The sequence below is a fragment of the Streptomyces sp. GQFP genome (assembly GCF_021545335.1).
Lineage (GTDB): Bacteria > Actinomycetota > Actinomycetes > Streptomycetales > Streptomycetaceae > Streptomyces.
In genome coordinates, this window is the sequence record NZ_CP089312.1 from 4,356,081 (window position 1) to 4,377,670 (window position 21,590).

At 72.4% G+C, this 21,590-nt stretch carries 15 protein-coding genes and 1 pseudogene; 10 read left to right on the forward strand and 6 right to left on the reverse strand.

What is annotated here, in order from left to right; translation table 11 throughout:
- The first annotated feature begins 105 nt into the window (after positions 1 to 105).
- From LUX31_RS19280 to LUX31_RS19305, 6 genes and pseudogenes are all read left to right on the forward strand, one after another.
- Positions 106 to 3,588 carry a hypothetical protein gene (locus LUX31_RS19280; protein WP_235476024.1) on the forward strand — a complete coding sequence of 1,161 codons (3,483 nt, stop codon included), beginning with the start codon at positions 106 to 108 and terminating at the stop codon, positions 3,586 to 3,588.
- A gap of 72 nt (positions 3,589 to 3,660) precedes the next feature.
- Positions 3,661 to 4,908, forward strand: coding sequence for an RICIN domain-containing protein (locus LUX31_RS19285; RefSeq protein WP_235476025.1), 1,248 nt, complete (start codon positions 3,661 to 3,663; stop codon positions 4,906 to 4,908).
- Between the two features lie 764 nt (positions 4,909 to 5,672).
- Positions 5,673 to 6,755 carry an esterase-like activity of phytase family protein gene (locus LUX31_RS19290; RefSeq protein ID WP_235476026.1) on the forward strand — a complete coding sequence of 361 codons (1,083 nt, stop codon included), beginning with the start codon at positions 5,673 to 5,675 and terminating at the stop codon, positions 6,753 to 6,755.
- Between the two features lie 331 nt (positions 6,756 to 7,086).
- Complete coding sequence (locus LUX31_RS19295) at positions 7,087 to 7,257, forward strand: hypothetical protein (RefSeq protein ID WP_235476027.1); 171 nt, start codon at positions 7,087 to 7,089, stop codon at positions 7,255 to 7,257.
- Positions 7,254 to 7,684, forward strand: a pseudogene (locus tag LUX31_RS19300) (DNA-binding protein). Before LUX31_RS19295 ends, LUX31_RS19300 begins: the two are co-directional and overlap by 4 nt.
- 293 nt (positions 7,685 to 7,977) lie before the next feature.
- Positions 7,978 to 9,258 (forward strand): hypothetical protein, encoded by a 1,281-nt coding sequence (locus LUX31_RS19305; RefSeq protein WP_235476028.1) that lies wholly within the window; start codon positions 7,978 to 7,980, stop codon positions 9,256 to 9,258.
- A gap of 249 nt (positions 9,259 to 9,507) precedes the next feature.
- Here the strand turns inward: LUX31_RS19305 and LUX31_RS19310 are convergent, their stop codons facing one another.
- The 3 genes from LUX31_RS19310 to LUX31_RS19320 form a co-directional block, all read right to left on the reverse strand.
- Positions 9,508 to 10,227 carry a UPF0158 family protein gene (locus LUX31_RS19310; RefSeq protein ID WP_235476029.1) on the reverse strand — a complete coding sequence of 240 codons (720 nt, stop codon included), beginning with the start codon at positions 10,225 to 10,227 and terminating at the stop codon, positions 9,508 to 9,510.
- 117 nt (positions 10,228 to 10,344) lie between these two features.
- Entirely contained in the window at positions 10,345 to 12,453 is a 2,109-nt protein-coding gene (locus LUX31_RS19315) for a hypothetical protein (protein ID WP_235476030.1), read from the reverse strand.
- Positions 12,454 to 12,791: 338 nt separating this feature from the next.
- Positions 12,792 to 13,799 (reverse strand): AAA family ATPase, encoded by a 1,008-nt coding sequence (locus LUX31_RS19320; protein ID WP_328285742.1) that lies wholly within the window; start codon positions 13,797 to 13,799, stop codon positions 12,792 to 12,794.
- Positions 13,800 to 13,865: 66 nt separating this feature from the next.
- Here LUX31_RS19320 and LUX31_RS19325 point away from each other — a divergent pair, with 66 nt between their 5' ends.
- From LUX31_RS19325 to LUX31_RS19340, 4 genes are read left to right on the forward strand one after another with little or no spacing between them, the layout of a single operon-like run.
- The gene (locus LUX31_RS19325) at positions 13,866 to 14,726 is read left to right on the forward strand and encodes an MFS transporter (protein ID WP_235479980.1); all 861 of its coding nucleotides are present in this window, start codon (positions 13,866 to 13,868) and stop codon (positions 14,724 to 14,726) included.
- Positions 14,723 to 15,664 (forward strand): TauD/TfdA family dioxygenase, encoded by a 942-nt coding sequence (locus LUX31_RS19330; protein ID WP_235476031.1) that lies wholly within the window; start codon positions 14,723 to 14,725, stop codon positions 15,662 to 15,664. The genes LUX31_RS19325 and LUX31_RS19330 overlap by 4 nt, the downstream gene beginning before the upstream one ends.
- Positions 15,665 to 15,670: 6 nt before the next feature.
- A complete protein-coding gene (locus LUX31_RS19335) occupies positions 15,671 to 16,459 on the forward strand; it encodes a 4'-phosphopantetheinyl transferase family protein (protein ID WP_235476032.1) in 789 nt (262 codons plus the stop codon).
- A 14-nt stretch (positions 16,460 to 16,473) separates the two neighbouring features.
- Positions 16,474 to 17,454, forward strand: a complete 981-nt coding sequence (locus LUX31_RS19340) for a TauD/TfdA family dioxygenase (protein ID WP_235476033.1) — start codon at positions 16,474 to 16,476, stop codon at positions 17,452 to 17,454.
- Positions 17,455 to 17,519: 65 nt separating this feature from the next.
- Here LUX31_RS19340 and LUX31_RS19345 read toward each other — a convergent pair whose 3' ends face one another.
- The 3 genes from LUX31_RS19345 to LUX31_RS19355 form a co-directional block, all read right to left on the reverse strand.
- Complete coding sequence (locus tag LUX31_RS19345; RefSeq protein WP_235476034.1) at positions 17,520 to 18,269, reverse strand: class I SAM-dependent methyltransferase; 750 nt, start codon at positions 18,267 to 18,269, stop codon at positions 17,520 to 17,522.
- Positions 18,270 to 18,345: 76 nt separating this feature from the next.
- Entirely contained in the window at positions 18,346 to 20,817 is a 2,472-nt protein-coding gene (locus tag LUX31_RS19350; RefSeq protein WP_235476035.1) for an ABC transporter permease, read from the reverse strand.
- Positions 20,811 to 21,545 (reverse strand): ABC transporter ATP-binding protein, encoded by a 735-nt coding sequence (locus LUX31_RS19355; RefSeq protein WP_235476036.1) that lies wholly within the window; start codon positions 21,543 to 21,545, stop codon positions 20,811 to 20,813. The genes LUX31_RS19350 and LUX31_RS19355 overlap by 7 nt, the downstream gene beginning before the upstream one ends.
- Positions 21,546 to 21,590: the final 45 nt, after the last annotated feature.

The following is a 21,590-nucleotide window of genomic DNA, read 5'->3' on the forward strand; positions in this document are numbered from 1 at the left end:
CAGCAGTAGTCCAAAGTTAGTTGAGCAACGAGTGTCATGTGTGCAATGTGTGTCAGGAGAGGGCGTAGGGGTGCGTGAAGTGAGTACGCCACGGGCGGAGACCGGATGAGCCGCTGGAACGGCCGTCCGGCCCGACGCCGTGCCGTCGCCGCGTCGTCGCGCACCGAAAGAGAGGAACAGGGCACAGCCCGGGTACTGGTCGAGGACCACGACGGACTGCTCCTGCTCCGCACGCCCACGGACGACACCCTGCACCCGGCCGACATCGCCGACCTCGCCCGCGTGCTGCGGGCCGAGGAAGGCGGCACCGTCACCATCGTCGCCGTCGCCGAGGGCGACGCGGCCGCGGCGCTCTGGCCCCGGCTGAGCGAGTCGCTCGACTCCCTGCGGGACACCGGCACCCGGTCGGTACGGCTGGTGATACCCGGCGCCGGACACGACCGCCCGGACCGGCCCGCCCTGGCCCGCCGGATCGCCGAGTCATGGAACCTGACGGTCGAGGCCCCCGACGGGCCGGTGCTCGTGGTGCCGGGCGGCTCGGTGTTCGTGCCGCCCGGGGACGGCGGCTGGTGGCGGTTCGCCCCGGGGCAGGAGCCCGAGGTGCTCGGGCCGCGAGCCCCCGCCCCCGACTGGCAGGCCGCGGTACGCCGGGTGCCGGTCCGTACGGCGGACGGCTGCGTGGTGGACCAGATCCCCGCGGGCCTCCTGATCCGCCCGGCCGAGGCGTCCGCGCCCCGGCCCGGCGACCTGTTCCACGCCATACCGGTCGACCCAAGGCGTCCCGCCGTGGTCGTCGGCGTGCCGTGGGGCGAGGACGTCGTCGCGGCCGACGTCGCCGAACTCCTCGGCGCGCTGCCGGCCGCCGTCCGCCCCGGCGTCCGGCTCGCCCCCGGCGGGCGGCGGGACCTGCTGCCGCTGGGCCAGTCGGTGGCCGGTCTGCTGAACGCCGAGGTCGAAGTCACCACCGGGCTCCCGCTGTTCGCCGCCGACAGCCCCCTGGGCACGTACGGGGTACGGTCCGTGCTGGCCGGCCCGGACGGCGATCCGCGCTGGCTGCCCTTCGTGGACGCCGTGATGTGCCTGCCCCCGAGGCTGCCCGAGCCGGATGCGGCCGGAACCCCGGGGCCGGTTTCCGGGCCGGACGGCTCCTCCGCTCCCGTTCCCGCCCCCGCTCCCCGGCTGCTGCGCTGGTCCTCGCCGGTGCCGGACCCCGGCGGTGCGGACGACGGCGTGCTCCGCCTCTCCGACGAGTGGCAGGCCACCGTCACCAGGGCCGGGCTGTGGGTGGGCCCCCGTGACGGCACTCCGCTGCCGAGGAGCCTGAGCCCCGTGAGTATCGAGGGCCCCGTCGTCGAGGTCGGCCGCACCGGCGACCGCCTCGACGCCTCCCTCTGGCCCGTCCTTTCCCGCCTCCTCGACCGCCTCGCCCCCGACCTGCGCGCCCGCACCACTCTCCACGTGCACGCCACCCCGCCCGACGGCGGCCGTGCCCTGCGCGCCCTCGCGGCCGAACACGCCCTCCGTGTCATCCGCTTCGCGCCGCCCGCACGGACTCCGCGTGCGCTGCCCCGGGGCGCGACGGCGGTACGGGCGGGCGGTGCCGTGGGCGGCCCGGCCACTGTGGCCCTCCCGCACCCGATGGCGATGAGCAGCACCGCCGGAGACACCGCGGCAGCCGTCTCCGTACTGCCGCCGGGGACCGCTACCGCGCCTCCGGCCGCTCGCCCCGACCCGTCGCTGCCACGCCGGGCACCGGTCACGGCAGGCGGCGCGGCCGAGCCCGCCCCGGCGGCCCCGGGGCGCCCGGCCACTGTGTCCGGGCGCGACCCGGCCGGAGGACCGGGACCGTCGAGGCCAACGTTGTCACCTGGCGAGCCGCCCGCCGAGCCCACCACCGGTCTGGTCTCCGAGCCAGTCTCCGCGCCGGAGGCGTCCCGTCCCGAGCCGGTCTCCGGGTCGACCGCCGGACCGGTCTCCCCGGTGGCGGCAGCATCCGGGCTCATGGTTTCCGGGCCGACGTCCGCGCCGCAGGCGTCCCGTCCCGAGCCGACATCCGGGCAGGTCCCCAAGGCGACCGCCGAGCCGGTCTCCCCGGTGGCGGCTGCTGAGGCGACGGCATCCGGGCTCGCGGTTTCCGGGCCAGCGTCCGGGCCGACGTCCGGGCCGACGTCCGGGCCAGCGTCCGCGCCGCAGGCGTCCCGTCCCGAGCCGACATCCGGGCAGGTCCCCAAGGCGACCGCCGAGCCGGTCTCCCCGGTGGCGGCTGCTGAGGCGACGGCATCCGGGCTCACGGTTTCCGAGTCGGCGTCCGCGCCGACATCCGCGCCGCAGGCATCCCGTCCCGAGCCGACATCCGGGCCGGTCCCCAAGGCGACCGCCGAGCCGGTCTCCCCGGTGGCGGCTGCTGAGGCGACGGCATCCGGGCTCACGGTTTCCGAGTCGGCGTCCGCGCCGACATCCGCGCCGCAGGCATCCCGTCCCGAGCCGACATCCGCGCCGGTCCCCGAGCCGACCGCCGGTCCGGTCCGCGAGGCGGCATCCGGTCCGGTCTCCGCGCCGGAGGCGCCCCGTCCCGAGCCGGTCGCCACCGGCGTGTCTGCTGCCCCTGTCGCTCCCGCCGTTCCTGTCCCCGTCACACCTGCCCGCCCGGTGCCGACCTCCGGGGGCGCGGCGCCGCGGCCGTCGTCCCCGGTGGGCGAGGAGACCCCGCGGAAGCGGGACGACGGTCCTGTCGTCCCCGACCACTCCCCCGACCCCGCCCCCGATCCCGTCTCCGTCCACTCCCCCGCCCCCGCCCCCGCGGCCCGGCCCCCGGCAAAGGTGCCGGGCGGGTCCGGCGGCGGTCGGCCGCTGCCCGTCGTACCGGTGTCGCCTCGGCACCGCAGTACGGCCTCGGAGCGGGACTCCTTCCGGACGCTCGCGGAGCCGTTGTGGGAGCGGCACAGCGCGGCGGTGAACCGGGTGCTGGCGGGAATGCCCGCACTGCGGGGCGAGGAACAGGAGGCGGCCCGGATCGACCTGATCGCGCTGCGGATGTACCTCCGGGGCGGCGAAGCTCCGCTGAACCACGAGGAGTTGACGAGTTCGCTGCGGGCCGGCGCGAAGCACCTCGTGCCGTACGCCGGTTGCCTGGCCTCCGGGCTCGGGCGGCTGCCGTCGTATCGCGGAGTGGTCCTGCGCGGCCGGGGCGGCGCGGACGGGCACGGCGAGCTGCGGCCCGGGGCGGTGCTGCGGGATCCGGCGCCGTTGAGCGGGCTGCCGCTCAACCCGGCCGACAAGACCCGGATCGCGGGCGCGGGCTTCGCGATCTGGTCGATCACCGGCCGCCGCGTACGGCAACTGCTGGACAGCGGCGACGAGGTCGTGTTCCCCCCGGGCACCACCTTCAGGGTCCTCGGCGTGCGTACCGACGGCGCGGCCCCCCTGGTTCTGCTGCGCCAACTGCCCGAGTCGCACGCGGCTTCCGACGTCCTGGAGGGCGCGGACGAGACCGCGCTCGCGCGGTTGGACCATGCCCTGACAAACCGTATGTCGCCCGGCACGGGCGACTGGCCGGACCGCTGCGCCGGACCCGTCGGCGAACACTGACACCGCACCACCCCCCACCCCCACCCCCACCCCCCAGCGGAACCACCCCCACCTCGACAAGGAGCAGTGTTCATGCCACCTCAGCACGAACCCCCGGCCCACGGGACGCCGTCGTCCGTCGCCGTCCGCCGTGCGGTGGCCGTGCCCGCGCCGGGCGAAGACCCAGGCGCCGGCCTCGGCCCGCGCACCCCCGACTCCACCGCCCCGGTGCCGATACCGTCGTCCCCCGTGCCGGCCCCCGGGCGGCTCCGGGGGTGGCGTGCCCGGTCCGCCGCCGCGGAGGGGCAGGAGCCGGCATCCGCCGAGCGGCAGCAGGAGGAGCAACAGACGCGACAGCGGCCGGAGTCGGCATCCGCCGAGCCGGAACGCGAGGCAGGCGTCGGCACACTCCTCGCCGGGAACGGCGACGGCGCGAACGGTGCGGACGAAGCCGGTCCCGACGCCGCGCCGCCGGGACGGCCGCGCGGCCCCATGCTGGCCGCGGCCGGCATCGCGGGGGCGTTGCTGATCGCCGTACCGTTCCTGGTCCTCGCCCTGACCGGCGACGACGAGGACCGCACGGTCAGCACGGCACCCATCGGCGGTACGACGCTCGACCCCGGCATGTCCGACAACGACCTGCGCGCCGACTACACGGCCGAGTCCCCGACGCCCTCGGCATCGGCATCGGCGTCGGCATCCACATCGCCGAGCGCGTCCGCGTCCGCGCCCGCCGCCAAGTCCGCTGCGCCCACCACGGCGAAGGCGACGCCCCCGCCCGTCACCAAGAAGACGGTTGCCCCGGCTGCAACGTCGGTCGTGCAGGAGGGGGTGAAGTTCACGCCCAGCCCCCGGCAACTGGCCAACGCCGCCTCGAACCGGTCGAGTGTTCTGCTGAAGAACGCCGCGACCGGCCAGTGCATCGACATCCCCGGCGGCGGACAGGGCAAGGTCGACGGCGCGGTGAACCAGCACCCCGCCTGCTCCCGCACCGACAACATGCTCTGGGACCTTGCGGTGGCCGACTCGGACGGCGGGCCGGGGGGAGCGAGCCTGTTCGTCGTCAGGAGCAGCACGGACGGGCTGTGCGTGAACCTGCCCTACAACGGCACCGTCAAGTCCGGGACGTTGGTCCGCGAGGGCCTCTGCAACACCACGACCGCGGACAACCAGCTCTGGTATCTGGATCCCCGGCCGAACAGCACCTACTGGATCCGCAACCTCGTCAGCAACCTGTGCCTGAGCGTGAGAGGCGGCTCGTCCGGCGGAAAGAACGCCTCGATCTCGGTGACGACCTGCGGCGACACAGCGACCTCCGCACAGCGCTGGTCCATCTCCTGACCCCTCCCCCTGATCCCTCCCCCCCCCTGATCCCTCTTCGGGACAAGCAGACAGCGTGTGGGTCGCTCCACAGCCCGACACGGCCTGCTCCAGCCGTAGAACGTGATCTTGGGGGGCGAGTGGGACGGCGACGTCGCCCAGGGAGCCGTCGGCGACCCAGGCGACGAGCCCTGGCGGCACCCGCCTCGGTGCCGTCGACGCATGAGGCTGTAGCCATGCCGGAGGCTGCCTGCAAGTGCCGTCAGGGTCAGGAGAGTTGGCACCCGAAGAGGTTGATGAGTCACGGGTGGCCGATACGTCAGAACCCTTTGCTCCACCGGGCGACAGCCGGGTGGACCTCGATCACGTTCGCCGTGTGGCCGACCTGCCGGACCGTGTCGGACAGACTGGCGGGCCGAGCCCGGGCCGAAAACCGTACGCGAGCGAAGAAGCGCCTGTCCGACGTCGACGGGGGCGAGCATGGGCCGGTCATGGGCGGTCACGGCCCGGGGTGTTCCGGAGCTCCCGGGGCCCAAGTCGCCCAACGTGCAATTGCTACGCGTGTAGAGACAACTCGCACTCCCGCACTGTAGATTGACATTTTGTTGAGCCCGCGCGGTGCTCGGCCGTACGCCCTTTCCTTCGTAGTCGCGCACACCTCAGTGCGGCCATGCCGTGATGCCCAAGGCGTGTGTGCCACCCGCATGTTGGCCGAGGACGCCCAACATGCGCAGACCCGCGCCGGGACAGCCTTCCCCCTTCGTTCTGGCGCTCAAGGAGTTCGCATGCGCTTGAGTACGTCGATCACTGCCGTAACCGCCATGAGCATGGTCATGGGTATCGCACTGGCCCAAGGTGCCGCTCACGCCGACTCCCCTGCCCTGTCCTCACCGGTCTCATCCGCCCTGCCGCACGACTGCTCCGACCTCGTGCGCATACGGGCCTTCTCCGACGACCTCGACAAGAAGACGCTGGACGGCGTCTACGTGGGCAACCTGTCCGCCCTCGCCGTCGACCGCGCCGGCCATATCAGCGCCGTGTCCGACGAGTCGTACCTCTACTCGCTCGACGTACGGGAAAAGGCCGGCACGTTGAGCGCCGAGGCGATGTCGGTGGCCCCTTTGACCGACCTGAACGGCGCGGCACCGGACTCCGAGGGACTGGCCGTCGACCTGGACGGCACCCGGCTGATCAGCTCCGAGACCGAGCCCTCCGTCACCCGCTACGACCGCGACGGCACGGCGGTCGAGGCGCTGCCGGTACCGGCCGCCCTCGCCGTCACCCCGGCGGGACGGGCCGTGAGCAACCAGACCTTCGAGGGACTGACGCTCCAGCCCGGCGGACGCACGCTCGTCGCTTCCATGGAGGGCGCGCTCTCCGGCGACGAGACCGGCGTGGTGCGGCTGCAGACCTGGCAGCGCGCCGGCGTCGGCAAGCCTTTCAAGACCGGTGCCCAGTACGGCTACCAGGCCGACCAGGGCCTGGGAGTCGTCGAGCTCGCCCCGGCCGGAGACGGCCGACTGCTCGTCCTCGAACGCGGCTTCACCGCCGGTGTCGGCAACACCGTCCGCCTCTACCTGGCCGACCCACGCCGGGCCGACAACGTGAGCGGAACCGCGACCCTGACCTCCGACGGCCCGGCCCGCCTGGCCCCCAAGACCCTGCTGGCCGACCTCGCCGACTGCCCGACCCTGGGCGCCACAGCCGAACAGCCCCAGCCCAACCCCCTGCTGGACAACATCGAAGGACTCACCGTGACCGGCCACACGGCCGCCGGTCGCCTGAAAATCCTGCTCGTCAGCGACGACAACGAGCGCGACACCCAGATCACCCGCCTGTACTCCCTCGACGTCGCGCTACCGCACTGAGCAACCCGGCAGCCGCCCGGGGGCGTTCCCACCCCCGGGCGGCCACGACGAGGAACACCGCCACCGCATCGTGACCGACGCCGACCGGCAGGACCGTGCACGGACACCGGCCGCGCTTGGCAAGGTCATACCCCGCTTGGTGATCACAGAGGATCTGCACCCAGCAAGGCGATCCACCGCCTGCCCCTGACGGGCGGCGACGCCGCAGAATCACCCCATCCGATAACAAGAGTTTTGTTAATAGAGCCTCCATCGCAACCACCCCGCCCCCACTCCCGCCCCCGGCGAAGGCACCATCGCCGCCCTCAAGGCACGCACCGGCAAACGAGGCATGTCCGCCTACGTCGAAGCCCTCATCCAGCGCCAACTGGAACGCGACCGGCTGCGCCGCGAACTCATCGAGGACGCCGAAGCCGAGCACGGCCCGGTCGACCAGGCTGCGGTCGATGCCAAGCGAGCGCTCCTGCGCGGCGACACGGCAGGCTCGGCGGACGCCGCGTGAGCGGCACCCTTGTCCTGGACTACGAAGGTCTGTCCAAGCTCGTACGCCGCGCACCCGAACTCACCGAGTGGCTCGCCGCCGCCGAGGCCGAGGACATCCGCGTCGTCACCAGCTCCGTACCAGCTCCGTCACCCTCGTAGAAGCCCGCGACCCCAAGACCAACCAGGCCCGCTTCGACCACGCCGTCTCCCGCGTCAACATCGTCCCGCCCGCCGAAGCCATCGCCCGCCACGCGAGCAAACTCCTCGCCGCAGCCGGCCTGCACGGCCTGCACGGCCTGCACGGCCACAAATACACCCTCGACGCCATCGTCGCCGCCAAGCAAGATCTGACACAGTACGAGGCCAGGGCAGCCGCAACCTCCGACTCGCTACCGCTCAGCGCAACTATGTCCAACCCAATGGGGCACCCACTGTCAGTGCGCTGAAGTACGCTGTCTTTCGCACGGTCCGGACCGCCGGTAGTACCGGGGGCACCAGCCGCAGCTCACACACACTTCCCCGTCCGGGAGCGCGGCAGCACCGCGCTCACCAGCGGAATCTCCTCCTTCGCATGCGCCCCGCAAGGTTGCGCACCCAACGCGTCCCCGGAGCCTCTCGCATGGCCACTGAGCCCGAACTCACGCCCGTAGTCGACTTCCTGTGCGAGCACAGCCCCAGCAAGAGCCGCGTCATGGCCTTGATCGGTCCGTACCACGGCTCTCGATCTCTCACTGGAGTGTTGACCTGTAAGGACAAGCACCACGCGTACCAAGCGGTCCAGCTACTGCGCCGAGCGCTGGCCGCCCGCGACGCCGCCGTCGTAGCGGAAGACCTGCGTGCTCTTGCCTCGGCGCTACCCGATGCCCCCGCCGGCTCGCTGCGCACGGCTACGGCCCACGCAGCGTCAGGAGCATGGCCCGCCCCCGTAGGCACGACGTTCTGCCCGCCCGGCGAAAACCCTGAGGAGGACGAGGAGACGCAAGACGACGAGGCCTCCGCCGCGTCAGAGTCAGGAACGCCCCATGGAGCTCGTCTGAAGGATCTGCCAGGCAAGGTCGTACGCATCACCCACCTGCGCGAGTTCCACATCACCGACGAGGACGCACTCATACGCGCGGCGATGGATGCGGATTGGGATCCGTTGCCCGCGTCCGAGTTGGCCGAGGACGACCCGCGCGATCTGATCGGCGCCGTGATGACCCTGACCGAGAGCGGTGGTTGGATCACTGGCGCGGACACCCTGGAAGACCAGAGCGAGGCTGGACTGCTACGCGCCGAAGACGGCGATGAACTCACCGACTGGAGCCCGGTCCCGGTAACAACCCACTTCCACCACGGGTGGCTGCTGCGCCGGCCGGCCTCCAACACGCCAACCGAGGAAGAGCCGCCCGACCTGGTCGCGTTGTTCCCGGTCAAGGAGTGTTCCTGCGAAGACGAGGACTGCGAGGACTGCGGCTGGCAGCTCACCCCACGCACCGCCGACCTGCTCCTGACCGCGTTGAGCGTGCTGGCCGACCAGGCCTACGACGCCGCCGACGACCTGCGCGATCAGCCCGTGACCAAGCAACGACCCGGCGACTGGGAGCTGTTCACCCGCCTGCCCTCCCTCACCTGGTCCGCCGACCGGAACTGGCGCCGACGCATGGCACGAGCCTTCGACGACCTGACCGACGACCTGGAGCACGGGCGGTGGCCCCAACCGTCATGCACGGCAGAGGAGATGGCGTTGCATCTGGCGATCGAGGACGCGCCGAGCTACCTGGACGACATCGACATGCGCGACACCGCGCACGGCACATTGCCCGAACACCGCGACGACTACGACTGGGACGCCTGCTCCGACCTGTTCTTCCAGGACGGTGACGTTCTCATGCTCTTCGACGCACGCCTCGACGGCATCGAGGACCCGGACGGCGACGTGAATCAGCGGCTGGGCATGGGAGACCTGCGCGCGGCAGCGTGGTTCGAGCCGTTCGGATACCCACCCGCCCGGGACCCCAAGCGGGGCTTCCGACGCTGACCCGGGCTCCCGTGGCCGCTGCTTCGCCGACTGTCGGCGGAGCAGCGGCCGTCATGTTCTGCCGCTCGCTCGACCCCTCGGCGGCATGGACGGCGCGTCTTCAACCGGGCGCTCAGAGGCCCGCACGGGCCATGCGGACCAGCGGCTCGCGGCGCGGACAGTGCCTCCCGTCCTCGCGGCGCGGACAGTGCCTCCCGTCCTCGCGGCGCGGGCAGTTCCTCCCGTCCTCGCGGCGCGGTCGGAACCGCCCTATCCGCCGCCGCGGAACGGGAGCCTTGGACGACAGCCCTCTTCGGCCAGCCAGGCGCGGGCCCGGCCGAGCTGTCGCTCATCGCTGAGCCGGTGAAACAGGCGCCAGGCGCGCTCGTCACGGGCGAGGACATCCTTGAAGCGCCGGAAGGCGCCTCGGCCACGGATGGCGGTCCGCAGCCGATCGGCGAGGGCGGCGTCATCGAGCCCTTCGATGAACAGCTCCATGTCCTGGTAGCCATCCCGGGAACCCAGAGCCGGCACGGACAGCCATCGCTCGGGATCGTCCGCCTTCTCGAACGTCTCGAACCCGGTTTCCAGCTCATCGGTGAAGGTCGGCCGGCATTCCCCGGTGGACAGATCGAGCCGACCACCGGACTCGGCCGGGGTGCCCTCCAGCAGCATGGCGAGCATCTCCAGATCGACTGCGATAGGACGAAGGACGGCGTTCACCGCGTGCCCTACGGACACCCGCAACACGTCCGCCAGTTCCTCATCGCCCCGGAAACCGCGCTCCCGCAGTGCTCCGAGGAACGTGGCAGCCATCTGCGCGGCCCCCGGCAGACCCAGAGCAGCGGCACCGGCCACACCGTCACCGGCCAGCTGCAGCACCTCGCTCACAGGTCCGCGGCGCAGTGCGGCAAGCAGCGCCGTCCCGTCCGGCCCGTGCAACGCGCCGCGCACGGCCCGCAGCCCGTCCTCGTCCCATCCCTCGGCCATGACCTCGACGTTAACGCGCGTCGCTGAGTCGTCCAGCGCCGAGCACCGCCAGGTTCCCACTCCGTACCCCCGCCGGTTCTCGTTCCCGCGCCCGCGGAACCAGTCGGTGCCGCCTGGTCACCGACGCCGCTTGCGCCCGCCCCGGCCCGTGGCACGCCCGCGCCCGCGGACACCACCGCGGCGAACGGCGGACATACGCCAGACCCGCGCCGCAAGGTTCCGGAGTTCCTCAAGCCCGGCCCGGTCCGGGTGCGCGGAGTCCAACGCGGCGGCGACCGCGTCCCTGACCTCGGACCCCTGGGCACGCAGCGCCTCCTCGGCGCCGCCTGGGCCGCCGGCCAGCTCCACGAGCTGCAGCAGGCTCTCGGCCAGCACCAGCAGATGCTCGGCGTCGGTCATGTCCTCGGGGGACAACAGTTCACGGTGCGCCAGCGCGCTCAGCGCGAGCGGTGCCAGTACGGCGTCGCCGCGCAGCACACGCAGCAGCCGCTCGCCCTCACCGTCGGGCAACGCCGCCGCCGTCGCGTCGAGCATCGCCTGCGCACGCGTACGGAAAGCCGCACCCGCCATGGTCCGTACGGCGTCGGTCAGTTGCCGTAGTGCGGCATCCCGCTCCCCACGGGCCGAAATCCAACCGGCCAGCTCCGCGCGGGCGGTGTCCGGGTCGTAGTCCTCGGCCAGTACCCCCAGCAGGCCGGCCGCCGACGCCTGGACCAGCTCGCCGACCAGCGGTGCGTCCCGGCCGGCCGCCAGCAACCGCTGCCGTACGGCCCGGGTGCCCAGCTCGGTGACACGGATGAGTTCGACGGGCCCGGCGGTCAGTTCCTCACGCAGGCGGCGGTCGCGCTCCCGCGCCGCCGCCGGATCCGCTGCCGTCCCCATGACGCCCAGCAACTCCGCGAGTTCCTGCGGCATGCCCGCGGGCAGTTCAGGTCCGGAATCCTCGAGATCGGAGAGATCGGCCTCCAGGAACACCGGATCGGCCATCCCCTGCTCACGCTCGACCGCGCCCAGGTCCACCAGCACGTCCAGTACCGAGCGCAGGTCCCGGTCGGCGTGCTCGAACCACATCCGGTGCTGGAGGTCCGGGCCGGCGTCCAGTTGGAAGCGGGCCCGGTAGCCCAGGTGCACGGAGTCACGCAGCCGCGGCCAGGGCATCGGGTACGGCAGGCTGTAGAGCGTGTTCAGTACGTCCTCCAACATCTCGTCGTAGATGTCGAAGAGCATCGACTCGACATGCCAGCCGCTGCGCGCCCCGATCAGGGCCTGCCGCAGTTCGAAGAGAGCGTCGAAGGCGCGCGACCAGAGCTGGAGCGGGTCGGCCAGCACCGGCCGGGCCTTGGCCACCGCGTACAACCGGCCCTTGGCCACCCGGACCAGCCGCGCCTTCTTCGCCCACTCGACCAGCAGTCCCAGCCGCGGCAGGTCGTTCGAAGAGCGCACCCCCTCGGTCCTGTCGCCGGTGTCCAGCACGTCCACCAGCTCGCGGGCGTCGGCCATCCGCAGCCGCCCCGCGGCCGTCACCACCCGCCCCTCGCGCCCCACCCACTCCGCAAGCCCCCGCAACTGCGCCACAATCGTCGACGCCTCGGCCCGTCGTCGCAGTTCACCGTCCGAAGGCAGTACCACAGGCAGCTGCGGCTCGGCCCGGGCCCCGTCGGCCAACCCCCCGCCGTTCAGCCGTCGGTCCATGATCGCGTCAAGGGCCCGCTGGTCGTAGGCGACGTCCCCGCGCTGAGCACGCTCCGCGAACCGCTGAAGCGCCGCCCCGTCCATGACGTCCACGCCCTGCTCGGCAGCGGTCACCGCCCAGAACTTCGCCAAGCCCCAGCGGGTACGGTCCGCCATCGCCGCCGGATACCGCTCCGCGGCGGCGTCCACCGCGCCGAGGGAGTCATCGAGCGCGGGGCCGCGTGGGTCCGCCAACCGCACGGCGTGCAGAAAACGCAGGAGAACGCGCAACGTACCCGGACCGTCGCCGCGTTCCTCTCCGGGAAGCTCGGTGACCTGCTGAGGCAGCCAGGACAGCAGCAGCTCCTCCACATGCCGTGGCTCCCACAACCCGAGCCGACCGTCGACGGTCGCCCGGTGCCGGTAGTCCAACGCCGCCTCCACCAGGAACCCGTCCACCGGCAGACCCTGCTCCCCGGCCCACCGGACCAACCGGTCGATCAACAGCCCGCATGCCGCCTCGAACTCCTCCTCGGCCCCGGCTTCGTACCGCATCCGCATGAAATCCGCCCCGCCTGTCCGCAGCTTTGCTCGCCTCGCCACGCTACCGCCGAACCGCAGGGCACCGCTCTCGGCCGAGGCTCAGCGGCATGCCGCATGCCGCATGCCGCATGCCGCCGGCAGGTCCCGGTGGCTGCCCGCGCTCACCCTGACCGCCCGGCGACGGATCGCTCATCGTCGTACGGGCCCGCGACACAGGACCGCGTGAGAACGGCAGGCCGTCCCGGCCTGGTTGGATCGGCGCCGGTCCTGCGTGCTCCCCCTGTGCGGCAGCCTCGGCGAACTCCTCATGCGGGTCCGTCAGCCGGTGCGGCAAACCGGTCCTCCACGAGTCACTCTCCGTGGTAGAGGCGGGGCAGGTCGATCAGTTGAATCGTGGGGTCGTCCTTCGCAAGCTGATGCAGTTCATCGGTGAAGCCGGTGCCGCTGAAGCAGTACAGCCTCGTTGCCTCGGTAGCCGTGCCGCTCCTGGTCAGGAGCGAACGGATGTGCCGGAGGCGTTCCAAGTGTCCGGCTCCCATCACGTCACTCCATTTCGCTTCGCCGATGGCGAGCAGCACCTGGCGACCCTCATGGCTCTCGCCGTGAACGGCGACGTCGACCTCATGGCTGGTCCTGGCAGCGGGGTCGTTGATGGTTCCGCCGGCGACCCGCGTGACGTGTCCGCCATGAGTGTCGGGCGCGGCGTGCCGGCGGGCCCATTCCCGGCAGACCTGCTCGAAGTGCGGGTCGACGACTTTGCTGCGGAAGGTGGACTGCGCGCGGCGCCATACGTCGGGCGATCGCCCGGGGCGTTCCAGGTCGCCCCAGGCCGGGCGCATGACCGCATGGTAGAAGGTGACGAGCGGCTCGGCGATGCGGTAGGCGGAGCGGTTGCGGCGAAAGGCATCCGCTTCGTGGGTGATCATGCCGACGTCCTGGAGAACACTCAGCGGGTGGGCGAGGTCGGTGGACTTACGGCCCAGGTAGTCGGCGATGCCACCACGAGCGGCGTTGCCGGCGGCGATGGCCGCCAGTACCGAGTGGTACAGCGCGGTGTCGTGCAGTTCGGGCTCTTCGGCGAGAAGGTAGCGGGCCTCCCGGAAGAGCGGTCGCGCGGGGTTGAGCACGGCGCGGCTGACCCAGTCGTCGAAGTCGTCCGGCCCGGCAGGGGTGTCCCCCTGGGTGAACTCACGGCGGTAGGCGGGCGTGCCGCCGACGATGGCATTGGTCAGCAGCGCGGTGCGCAGGTCGTCGATCTGCCAGAACTCGGCCGCGAGCCGGAAGTCCAGGGTCGAGACCACGAGTTCGAGGCCGACTCGACCACGCAGCGGAGCATTGCCGGACAGCAGTCGGCCCATGAACGACAGTGCGAGCAGCTGACCACGGCGCTCTCGGGCAACGAGGCGCGCGGGCAGGCCGCCGGACTGCTCGGGAAGCCGGTGGGCAGCGGCGCGTTCCTGCTGGCCCGCTGGTCACCGTTCCTGGTGGCGACCGCCGCGCACCTGCTGTCGCTGGCGGCCGTGCTGCTCATCAGGAAACCGTTCCAGGACGAACAGGCCCGGCCGGCCGAACGGCGCCGGATCGGCCCGGAGATAGCCGAAGGGCTGCGCTGGCTCTGGCGGCGCAGGTTCCTGCGGCGGATCACGCTGCTCGTCTCGGGCAGCAACGTGATCTTCCAGGCACTGGCGCTGCTGCCGGCCTTCGTCCTGTACGAGGACGGGTTCTCGCCCGCGGCCGTAGGGGTGATCGCCGCGATCGGCGGAGCCGGCGGAGCATGCGGCGCGCTCGCCGGGGGCTGGAGCACACGCAGGTTCGGGCTGCCGGTCCTGGTCTGCGCGGCCCTCGTCGCGTGGGCCGTGATGGTCCCCACGCTCGCCCTGACCCGCTCCCCGTGGGCGCTGGGCGCGCTGTCCGCCGCGATGAGCCTGGTCGGCGGCGCCCTCAACGTCGCGGGCGGCGTCTACCAGGTGCGGATCACCCCGGACGCCCTGCAGGGCCGGGTCAACAGCGTCCTCCAGCTGGCGGGATCGGGCGCCAACGCGGTGGGCGCCCTGGCCGGCGGACTGCTGCTCGACGCGCTGGGAGCGTCGGGTTCGGCGGGCCTGCTCGGGGCCGCGATGGGCGTCCTCGCGCTGACCGCGCTGGCCTCGAACCTTCCCCGGCAGTACCGGCTCGCCCATCCGCCGGACGAGGCCGCCGAGGGCCGTACGAACGACAGAGCCATGAGATCCGGGCCGGTCACCCGCCCGACAACCACCACAGCACCCGAAGGAGACAAGGAATGAACGCGTCCAACGGCTGGTCCCCCCTGGTCATCACCCCGCAGAGCGCGGGCGTCGAGGCATCGGCGGCGGGCCTGCTCAGGGTCGTGGGGGACACCGCGGCCGTCAACGACCAGCTCGTCAAGGAGAAGGCGCTGATCTTCCGGGGCTTCGGCGTCACCGAGGCGGAGCTGGACCCGGTGATGGACGAACTGCTGCCCAACCGGCTCGCCTATGTGCACGGCAACTCGCCTCGCACCAAGGTCGGCAAGAACGTGTACACCTCCACGGAGTACCCGCAGGAGTTCACCATCTCGATGCACAACGAGATGTCCTACGCCGCCGCCTGGCCGGCCCGCCTGCTGTTCTTCTGCCAGAAGGCCGCCGAGACGGGTGGCGCGACCCCGGTCACCGACTCCGCGCTCTGGCTCGAACTGCTCGACCCGGAGGTCCGCGAGGCCTTCAGGGACGGCGTCTGCTACCAGCAGAACCTGCACGACGGGTACGGCCTCGGCAAGAGCTGGCAGGACACCTTCGAGACGACGGACCGCGCCGAGGTGGAGGAGTTCCTTGACAGGACCGGCGCCCACTACGAGTGGAAGCCGGACGGCTCGCTGCGGGTGCGCCAGGTCCGCCCCGCCACCGCCGTCCACCCGGTGACCGGCGCGGAGGTGTGGTTCAACCAGTCCGACCAGTGGCACCCGGCCGGCCTCGGCGACGACACCGCTGCCGCTCTCGCCCAGATCATGCCGGCCGACGAGCTGCCCCAGTCGGTGACCTTCGCCGACGGCTCGCCGATACCCGACAGCTACGTCATCCAGGTCCGGGACCGCGGTCTGGAGGCGGCCGTGAACTGCGACTGGAACACCGGTGACCTGATGCTCATCGACAACATGCTCGTCTCACACGGCCGGCGCCCCTTCACGGGCTCGCGCCGTGTCCTCGTGGCGATGTCCGACTGAGACGCGATGAGCGACAGCGAACGCGAGTACCGCACGCTGTGCGACAGCGGCGGCGTGGACCTCTGGCAGGGCGTGACCGTCGCCCCGCCGGGCCCCGCCGAACTGCGGCTGCTCTCCCCGGCCGAGCGCGGGGTGATGCTCCGCAGACCGCGCGCCGAGGGTGCCCGGTACGCGGCGGCGCACATCGCCGTACGACGGGTGCTGGCCCGCTATCTGGGGGTCCCGCCCGCCGGGATCCGCTTCGGCACCAGTCCCTGCCCCTCGTGCGCCGGCACCGACCACGGCCGCCCGGTCGTGGTCGGGCCGCCCGGCGCGCTCGACTTCAACCTCTCGCACTCGGGGCCGCACTGGGCTCTGGCGGTCACCAGCGCCGGGCAGGTCGGCGTCGACGTCGAGGACGGACGCTCCGGGAGCCCGGCGGACGCCGCCTCCCTGGTGCTGTCCGAGTCCGAAACGACCTATCTGAACAGCCTGTCGGACGACGGCGCCCGGCACGCCGCGTTCCTCAGATGCTGGACCCGCAAGGAGGCGATGGTGAAAGCGATCGGCACCGGCATCACGGCGGACCTCAAGGCCCTCGACGTCCACCCCGAACTGGACGGTCCCCTGATCGTCCCCGGCACGGAAGAGGCCGGCGGCGACTGGGTGGTGCGGGACGTGCCCGGCGGCGGCGATCTGTTCGTGGCACTCGCCAGCCCTGCGGACAGCACCGGCCCCGTGGTGCTACGCGGCCCGGCCCCGGAACACGGGGCCGGCCACCTCTCCACGTCCCTACTCGTTCCCTTCCGCTCCTGAAGGAGCCGACATCCATGACCACTTCACCGATCACCGTCACGCATTCGCCCGTCGGAACCGACCCGAGCGGCTACCTGCCGCGGGTCTACGAAGCGCCCGAGCCGGGCGTCGAGGTCGGCGGGTTCATCGCACGCCACCGCCCGGAGATCCGCGCCGCGCTCCTGGACCGCGGGGCCGTACTGCTCCGCGGCTTCCAGGTCGACGGCGTGGACGGTTTCAACGGCTCGGTGCACGCCCTGTCCGGGACGCCCCCGCTGACGTACGCCGAACGCTCCTCGCCGCGCTCCACGATCAAGGGGCAGGTGTACACGTCGACCGACTATCCGGCGGACGAGGAGATCTTCCTGCACAACGAGAACTCCTACCAGGCCGTCTGGCCGCAGGCCCTGTACTTCTACTGCATCGAACCGGCCATCACCCAGGGGGCGACCCCGCTGGCCGACATCCGGAAGGTGTACCGGGCCATCGACCCGGACGTGCGCGAGGAGTTCACCCGGCGCCGCTGGCGGGTGGTGCGCAACTTCCACCAGGACTTCGGGGTCCCCTGGCAGCAGGCGTTCAACACCGACGACCGGGCCGCGGTCACCGCGTACTGCGGGGACAAGGGTCTCGGCGTGGAGTGGACCGCGGGCGGGCTGCGCACCACCGCGGTCCGCGACGCCGTGCACACCCATCCCGTGACGGGTGCGACGGTGTGGTTCAACCACATCACGTTCTTCCACGTCAGCACCCTCGGCCCGGACGTCCGGGAAGGGCTGCAGGAGATCTTCGCCGACGAGGACCTGCCGACCAACTCGTACTACGGCGACGGCGCCCCGATCCCCGACGACGTGGTGGCACATCTGCGCCAGTGCTACCGGGAAGCGTCCACGCGCTTCGACTGGGAGCGGCACGACATCCTGGTCGTCGACAACATGCTGGCGGCACACGCCCGGGAGCCGTTCACCGGCCCCCGCAGGATCGCGGTGGCGATGGCGGAACCGTCCGCCGGCTGACCGTACGTGTGGGCCGGCCGCCGTACCTTCCGGGGTGCGGCGGCCGGCCCGTGCGCGCGTCCGGCTCAGTACCGGGTGCCCCTGCGCGAGACACCCCGGCAGACCGGCGCCTGCGCCCGCCCGTCAAACCCGTGTGCGAGCAGTTGGCCCAGGCGGGCCACCCCGTACCCGCTCCGGTCGTACGGGACCGGGGCGGGCCCGGCCGGCGGCAGCGGTACGAGGGTGCGCGGGCGCCTGCAGTGGTAGACGAACGCGGGCGGCAGGGTGCCCCACACGGTGCGCCCCGCCACCACCTCCTCGAAGCCCGCCCCGAGCATGCGGCGCAGCCGCAGCGCCGGGGCGAGCCGCATCGAGTGCACATGGCCGAAGGCGATGAACACGCCCTCGGGGGCGAGGACCTGGCGCACCGCGTGGAGGGTCTCGTGCTGGGACGCACGCCGGAACACCGCCCACGGCCGGCCGCTGATCACCACATCCGCCCCGCCGAGCCCGCGCTCGGCGAGGAGCGCGGGCAGTGCCGTGGGCAGGCCCATGTCCTCCGTGGCCACGTCCACGGAGGGGAAGCGACCCCGCAGCCGGCCCGCGAGCCGCGGGTCGGCCGTCACCACCAGGTGCCGCCCGCGACCGCCGAGCAGCTCCTGGACGACGGCGGTGGTCGCTCCCGCTCCGGGGCCGATCTCGACCACGACGGGGTCGCCGGTCTCGGGGACGGGCGCGGCCACCGCCGCGGCGAGGCGGCGCGCGCCCGGTGCCGCGGCGCCGATGCGCGGGTGGGACCGGGCCGGTTCGTGGAGGATCGTTCCGGTTTCGCTCATCAACGTCCTTAGCGTCCTTGGCCTTCTCACGATCGGATGGTCGAAGCGGTCGGCGGCCCGTTTCCGGGTCCGCCGTCTACTCGCGCATCCCCGCGAGCTCGACCGGCCTCGTGCGCAGGGCGAGGGCGGCGGGCAGAACCGCGGCGACGACCGCCAGGACCGCGCTCGCGCCGATCACCGCGGCGATGGTCCCCCACGGCACGACGGGCGCCGACCAGACGTCGAGGAGTCCGAGGGCGCCCCACACGCTGAGCAGGTTGACGCCCGCCACGACGGCGCCGAGCACCGTTCCCACGGCGACCACCACCAGCGCCTCGACCCCGACCAGCCGCAGGACCTGCGGCTTGGTGGCGCCGGTGAGGCGCAGTGCCGCGAGGTCGCGCACCCGGTCGGAGGTGGCCATCACCAGGGTGTTGGCCAGGGCGATGGCCGTGTAGACGAGGGCGATGCCGAGGATCATCAGCAGGCCGAGGCGGGTGTTCTCGCTGGAGCGCGGATAGAACTTCGTCACCCACTGGTCCCGGGTGAGCACCTCGACACCGGCGGCCTTCCCGGCCGCCGCCAGCCGCGCCGCGACCGCCGGACCGTCGCCGCCCGGACGGACCTTGACGTCCACCCGGTCGACCGGGGCGCCCGAGGCGTTGCGCGGGGTGAGGTAGACGCCGTTGCTGCCGGTGCCGACTCCGATGACCGCGGCGATCCGCAGTTTCGCCTCGCGGCCGTCGCCGAGCCAGACGGTGACGTGCTGCCCGACGGTCGTGGTCAGCCACTCGTCGTTGACGACGATGCTGTCGTCGTCGAGGTCGGTGAGCCGGCCCGCCTTGACGGGCAGATCGGCGACCGCGGCGAGGTTCTTCGGGTCGAGGGCCCTGGCCGTGGACTTGACGAGCGCCGTGCCCTCTTCGAGGACGGTCACGCCGGTGGAGCGCGAGGCACTGACAGTGGTGTCCGGCACGGCCTGCGCCTGTCGCAGGAACTCCTCGGGAAGTGCCCGCCCGTCACCAGCGGTGATCACGTAGTCCGCGACGGTCTGCTTCCTGGCCTCCGTGGACTTCGCCTCGTTGATGGTGGCGGTGGTGCCCATCAGGGACGCGGCGAGCGCGACGGTGATGATGACGGGGGCGGCGACGGCGGCCGTCCTGCGCACCCCGGCGGACGCGTTCTCCCGCGCCAGCATGCCGGTCGCACCGGGAAGCTGGGCGGGCAGCCAGGTCAGGAGACGGGTCAGCGGACCCACCACGACCGGTGCGAGCAGCGCGAACCCGACGATCAGGATCATCGGCTGGGTGAGGTACGTCTTGCGCTTGAGGAGGTTGCCTGGATCGTCGACCAGGGCCATGGTGAGCAGGCCGAGCCCGGTCAGCAGGACCGCCGCGCCGATCAGCCGACGGCTCAGGGGCATCGTCCGGCTGTCGACGGCGGAGTCCCGCAGAGCCTCGGTCGGGCCGACCCGGCCGGCTCGCCACGAGGAGGCGACCACTCCGGCGAGGGCCACGAACAGGCCGGACCAGAAGGCGGTGTGCAGCGGCCAGGTCTGGTCGCCGATCGCGAACCAGGACGGCGCGATCCCCGCGTCGACCATCCACTCGGCGAGCCTGGGCGCACTCTCGGCGCCGAGCAGGCAGCCGGCCGCCGAGGCGAGCACACCGATGACGGCGGCCTCCGCGAACACCATCCGCCGCACCTGCGCCGGCGTCGCACCGGCGGTGCGCAGCAGCCCGAACTCGCGCCTGCGCTGGGCCACGGCGAAGGAGAACGTCGAGGCCACCACGAACACCGAGACGAAACCGGTGATGCCGGCCGCCGTGCCGAGCAGCGCGTTGACGGAGACCAGCGCCTCCTTGTCACGGTCCGGGTCGGGGTCCGCGCGGCGCCTGTCGTCGCCGGTCAGGACGTCGAAGCCGGAGCCGACGGCGCGCTCGACGGCGGCCCGCCCCGCGTGCACGGCCACCGCGTCGATCGCCGGGGAGATCCGGGCGGCTTCGGCGTCGTCGAAGAAGACGGCGCTCTCGAAGCCCGCGGCCGGCAACGTGCCAACGACGGTCACGGTCTCGGTGCCCCGGTCCGTGCCCGCCTTCACGCGGTCACCGACCCCGACGGCACTGTCCGAGCCGGCGGTGACGACGACCTCGCCGGGTGCGGCGGGGGCGCGTCCGTCGGAGAGCCGGTAGGGCGTGAGCGCCGCGCTCGACCACGGGTGTCCGACGGTCTCCTCGTCCATGCCGGGCACGGACACCGGGAAGGTCCGGTCCACGACGGTGCGCCCGAGGCCGGCGAGGGCGTCGGCCGTCTTCGCGGACACCGGCCGGGGGTCTGTGAGTTGCTGCGTACGTTCCCCGATGGACGTCTCCACCCGCAGCCGGTCCGTCGTACGCACCACCACGGGCGCCGTCACGATCCGCTCGGGCCCGCGGTCCGGGGCGTTGAAAGTGGCCGCGAGGGCGAGCCCCGTGGTGGCGATCAGCCCGACACCGAGAGCGAGGGCGACGAAGGATCCGACGAACGTGACCCAGCGGGTCCGCATCCCCCTCAGTGCGAGGCTCAGCACGGGACCGCCGCCAGACCGGTCATGTGCGCGGCGACCTGCTCAGCGGACGGGGCGAGGAGTTCGCCCTGGACGCGGCCGTCGGTCAGGAACAGCACCCGGTCCGCGTACGAGGCGGCGACCGGGTCGTGCGTCACCATGATGACGGTCTGCCCGTTGTCCACCATCGAGCGCAGCAGCGCGAGGACCTCACGGCTGGTGGTGGAGTCCAGGGCGCCGGTCGGCTCGTCGCCGAAGAGCACCTCGGGGCGGGTGACCAGGGCGCGGGCGAGGGCCACCCGCTGCTGCTGGCCGCCGGACATCTCGCTGGGCCGGTGCCCGGCCCGATCGCGCAGTCCCACCTGCCCCAGTACGTCGAGGACCTCGGACCTCTTGGGCCTGCGTCCCGCGAGCCGCAGGGGGAGCGCCACGTTCTGTTCGGCGGTGAGCGAGGGCAGCAGGTTGAAGGCCTGGAAGACGAAACCGATGCGCTTGCGGCGCAGCAGGGTCAGCTTGGTCTCGCTGAGTTTCGTCAGGTCGGTCTCGCCCAGGAGCACCTGGCCGCTCGTGGGCCGGTCGAGCCCCGCGGTGCACTGCAACAAGGTCGACTTGCCGGAGCCGGACGGCCCCATGATGGCGGTGAAGGTACCCCGGGGAATGTCCAGGCTCACCGCGTCGAGCGCAGTGACCGCGCTGTCGTTCCTGCCATAGGACCGGGTGACCGAACGGAGCCGGACAGCTGCTTGATTCATGGTGTCCACTCAATAGGGCGCGCGCTTCCGACACATCGGAGCGGA

Bases quoted from the DNA above. Each gene is read 5' to 3' on its own strand.
- LUX31_RS19290 (WP_235476026.1), top strand. From the start codon at position 5,673: ATGCGCTTGAGTACGTCGATCACTGCCGTAACCGCCATGAGCATGGTC.
- LUX31_RS19330 (WP_235476031.1), top strand. From the start codon at position 14,723: ATGAACGCGTCCAACGGCTGGTCCCCCCTGGTCATCACCCCGCAGAGC.
- LUX31_RS19295 (WP_235476027.1), top strand. From the start codon at position 7,087: ATGTCCGCCTACGTCGAAGCCCTCATCCAGCGCCAACTGGAACGCGAC.
- LUX31_RS19340 (WP_235476033.1), top strand. From the start codon at position 16,474: ATGACCACTTCACCGATCACCGTCACGCATTCGCCCGTCGGAACCGAC.
- LUX31_RS19285 (WP_235476025.1), top strand. From the start codon at position 3,661: ATGCCACCTCAGCACGAACCCCCGGCCCACGGGACGCCGTCGTCCGTC.
- LUX31_RS19310 (WP_235476029.1), bottom strand. From the start codon at position 10,227: ATGGCCGAGGGATGGGACGAGGACGGGCTGCGGGCCGTGCGCGGCGCG.
- LUX31_RS19315 (WP_235476030.1), bottom strand. From the start codon at position 12,453: ATGCGGTACGAAGCCGGGGCCGAGGAGGAGTTCGAGGCGGCATGCGGG.
- LUX31_RS19280 (WP_235476024.1), top strand. From the start codon at position 106: ATGAGCCGCTGGAACGGCCGTCCGGCCCGACGCCGTGCCGTCGCCGCG.
- LUX31_RS19355 (WP_235476036.1), bottom strand. From the start codon at position 21,545: ATGAATCAAGCAGCTGTCCGGCTCCGTTCGGTCACCCGGTCCTATGGC.
- LUX31_RS19335 (WP_235476032.1), top strand. From the start codon at position 15,671: ATGAGCGACAGCGAACGCGAGTACCGCACGCTGTGCGACAGCGGCGGC.
- LUX31_RS19320 (WP_328285742.1), bottom strand. From the start codon at position 13,799: ATGGGCCGACTGCTGTCCGGCAATGCTCCGCTGCGTGGTCGAGTCGGC.
- LUX31_RS19345 (WP_235476034.1), bottom strand. From the start codon at position 18,269: ATGAGCGAAACCGGAACGATCCTCCACGAACCGGCCCGGTCCCACCCG.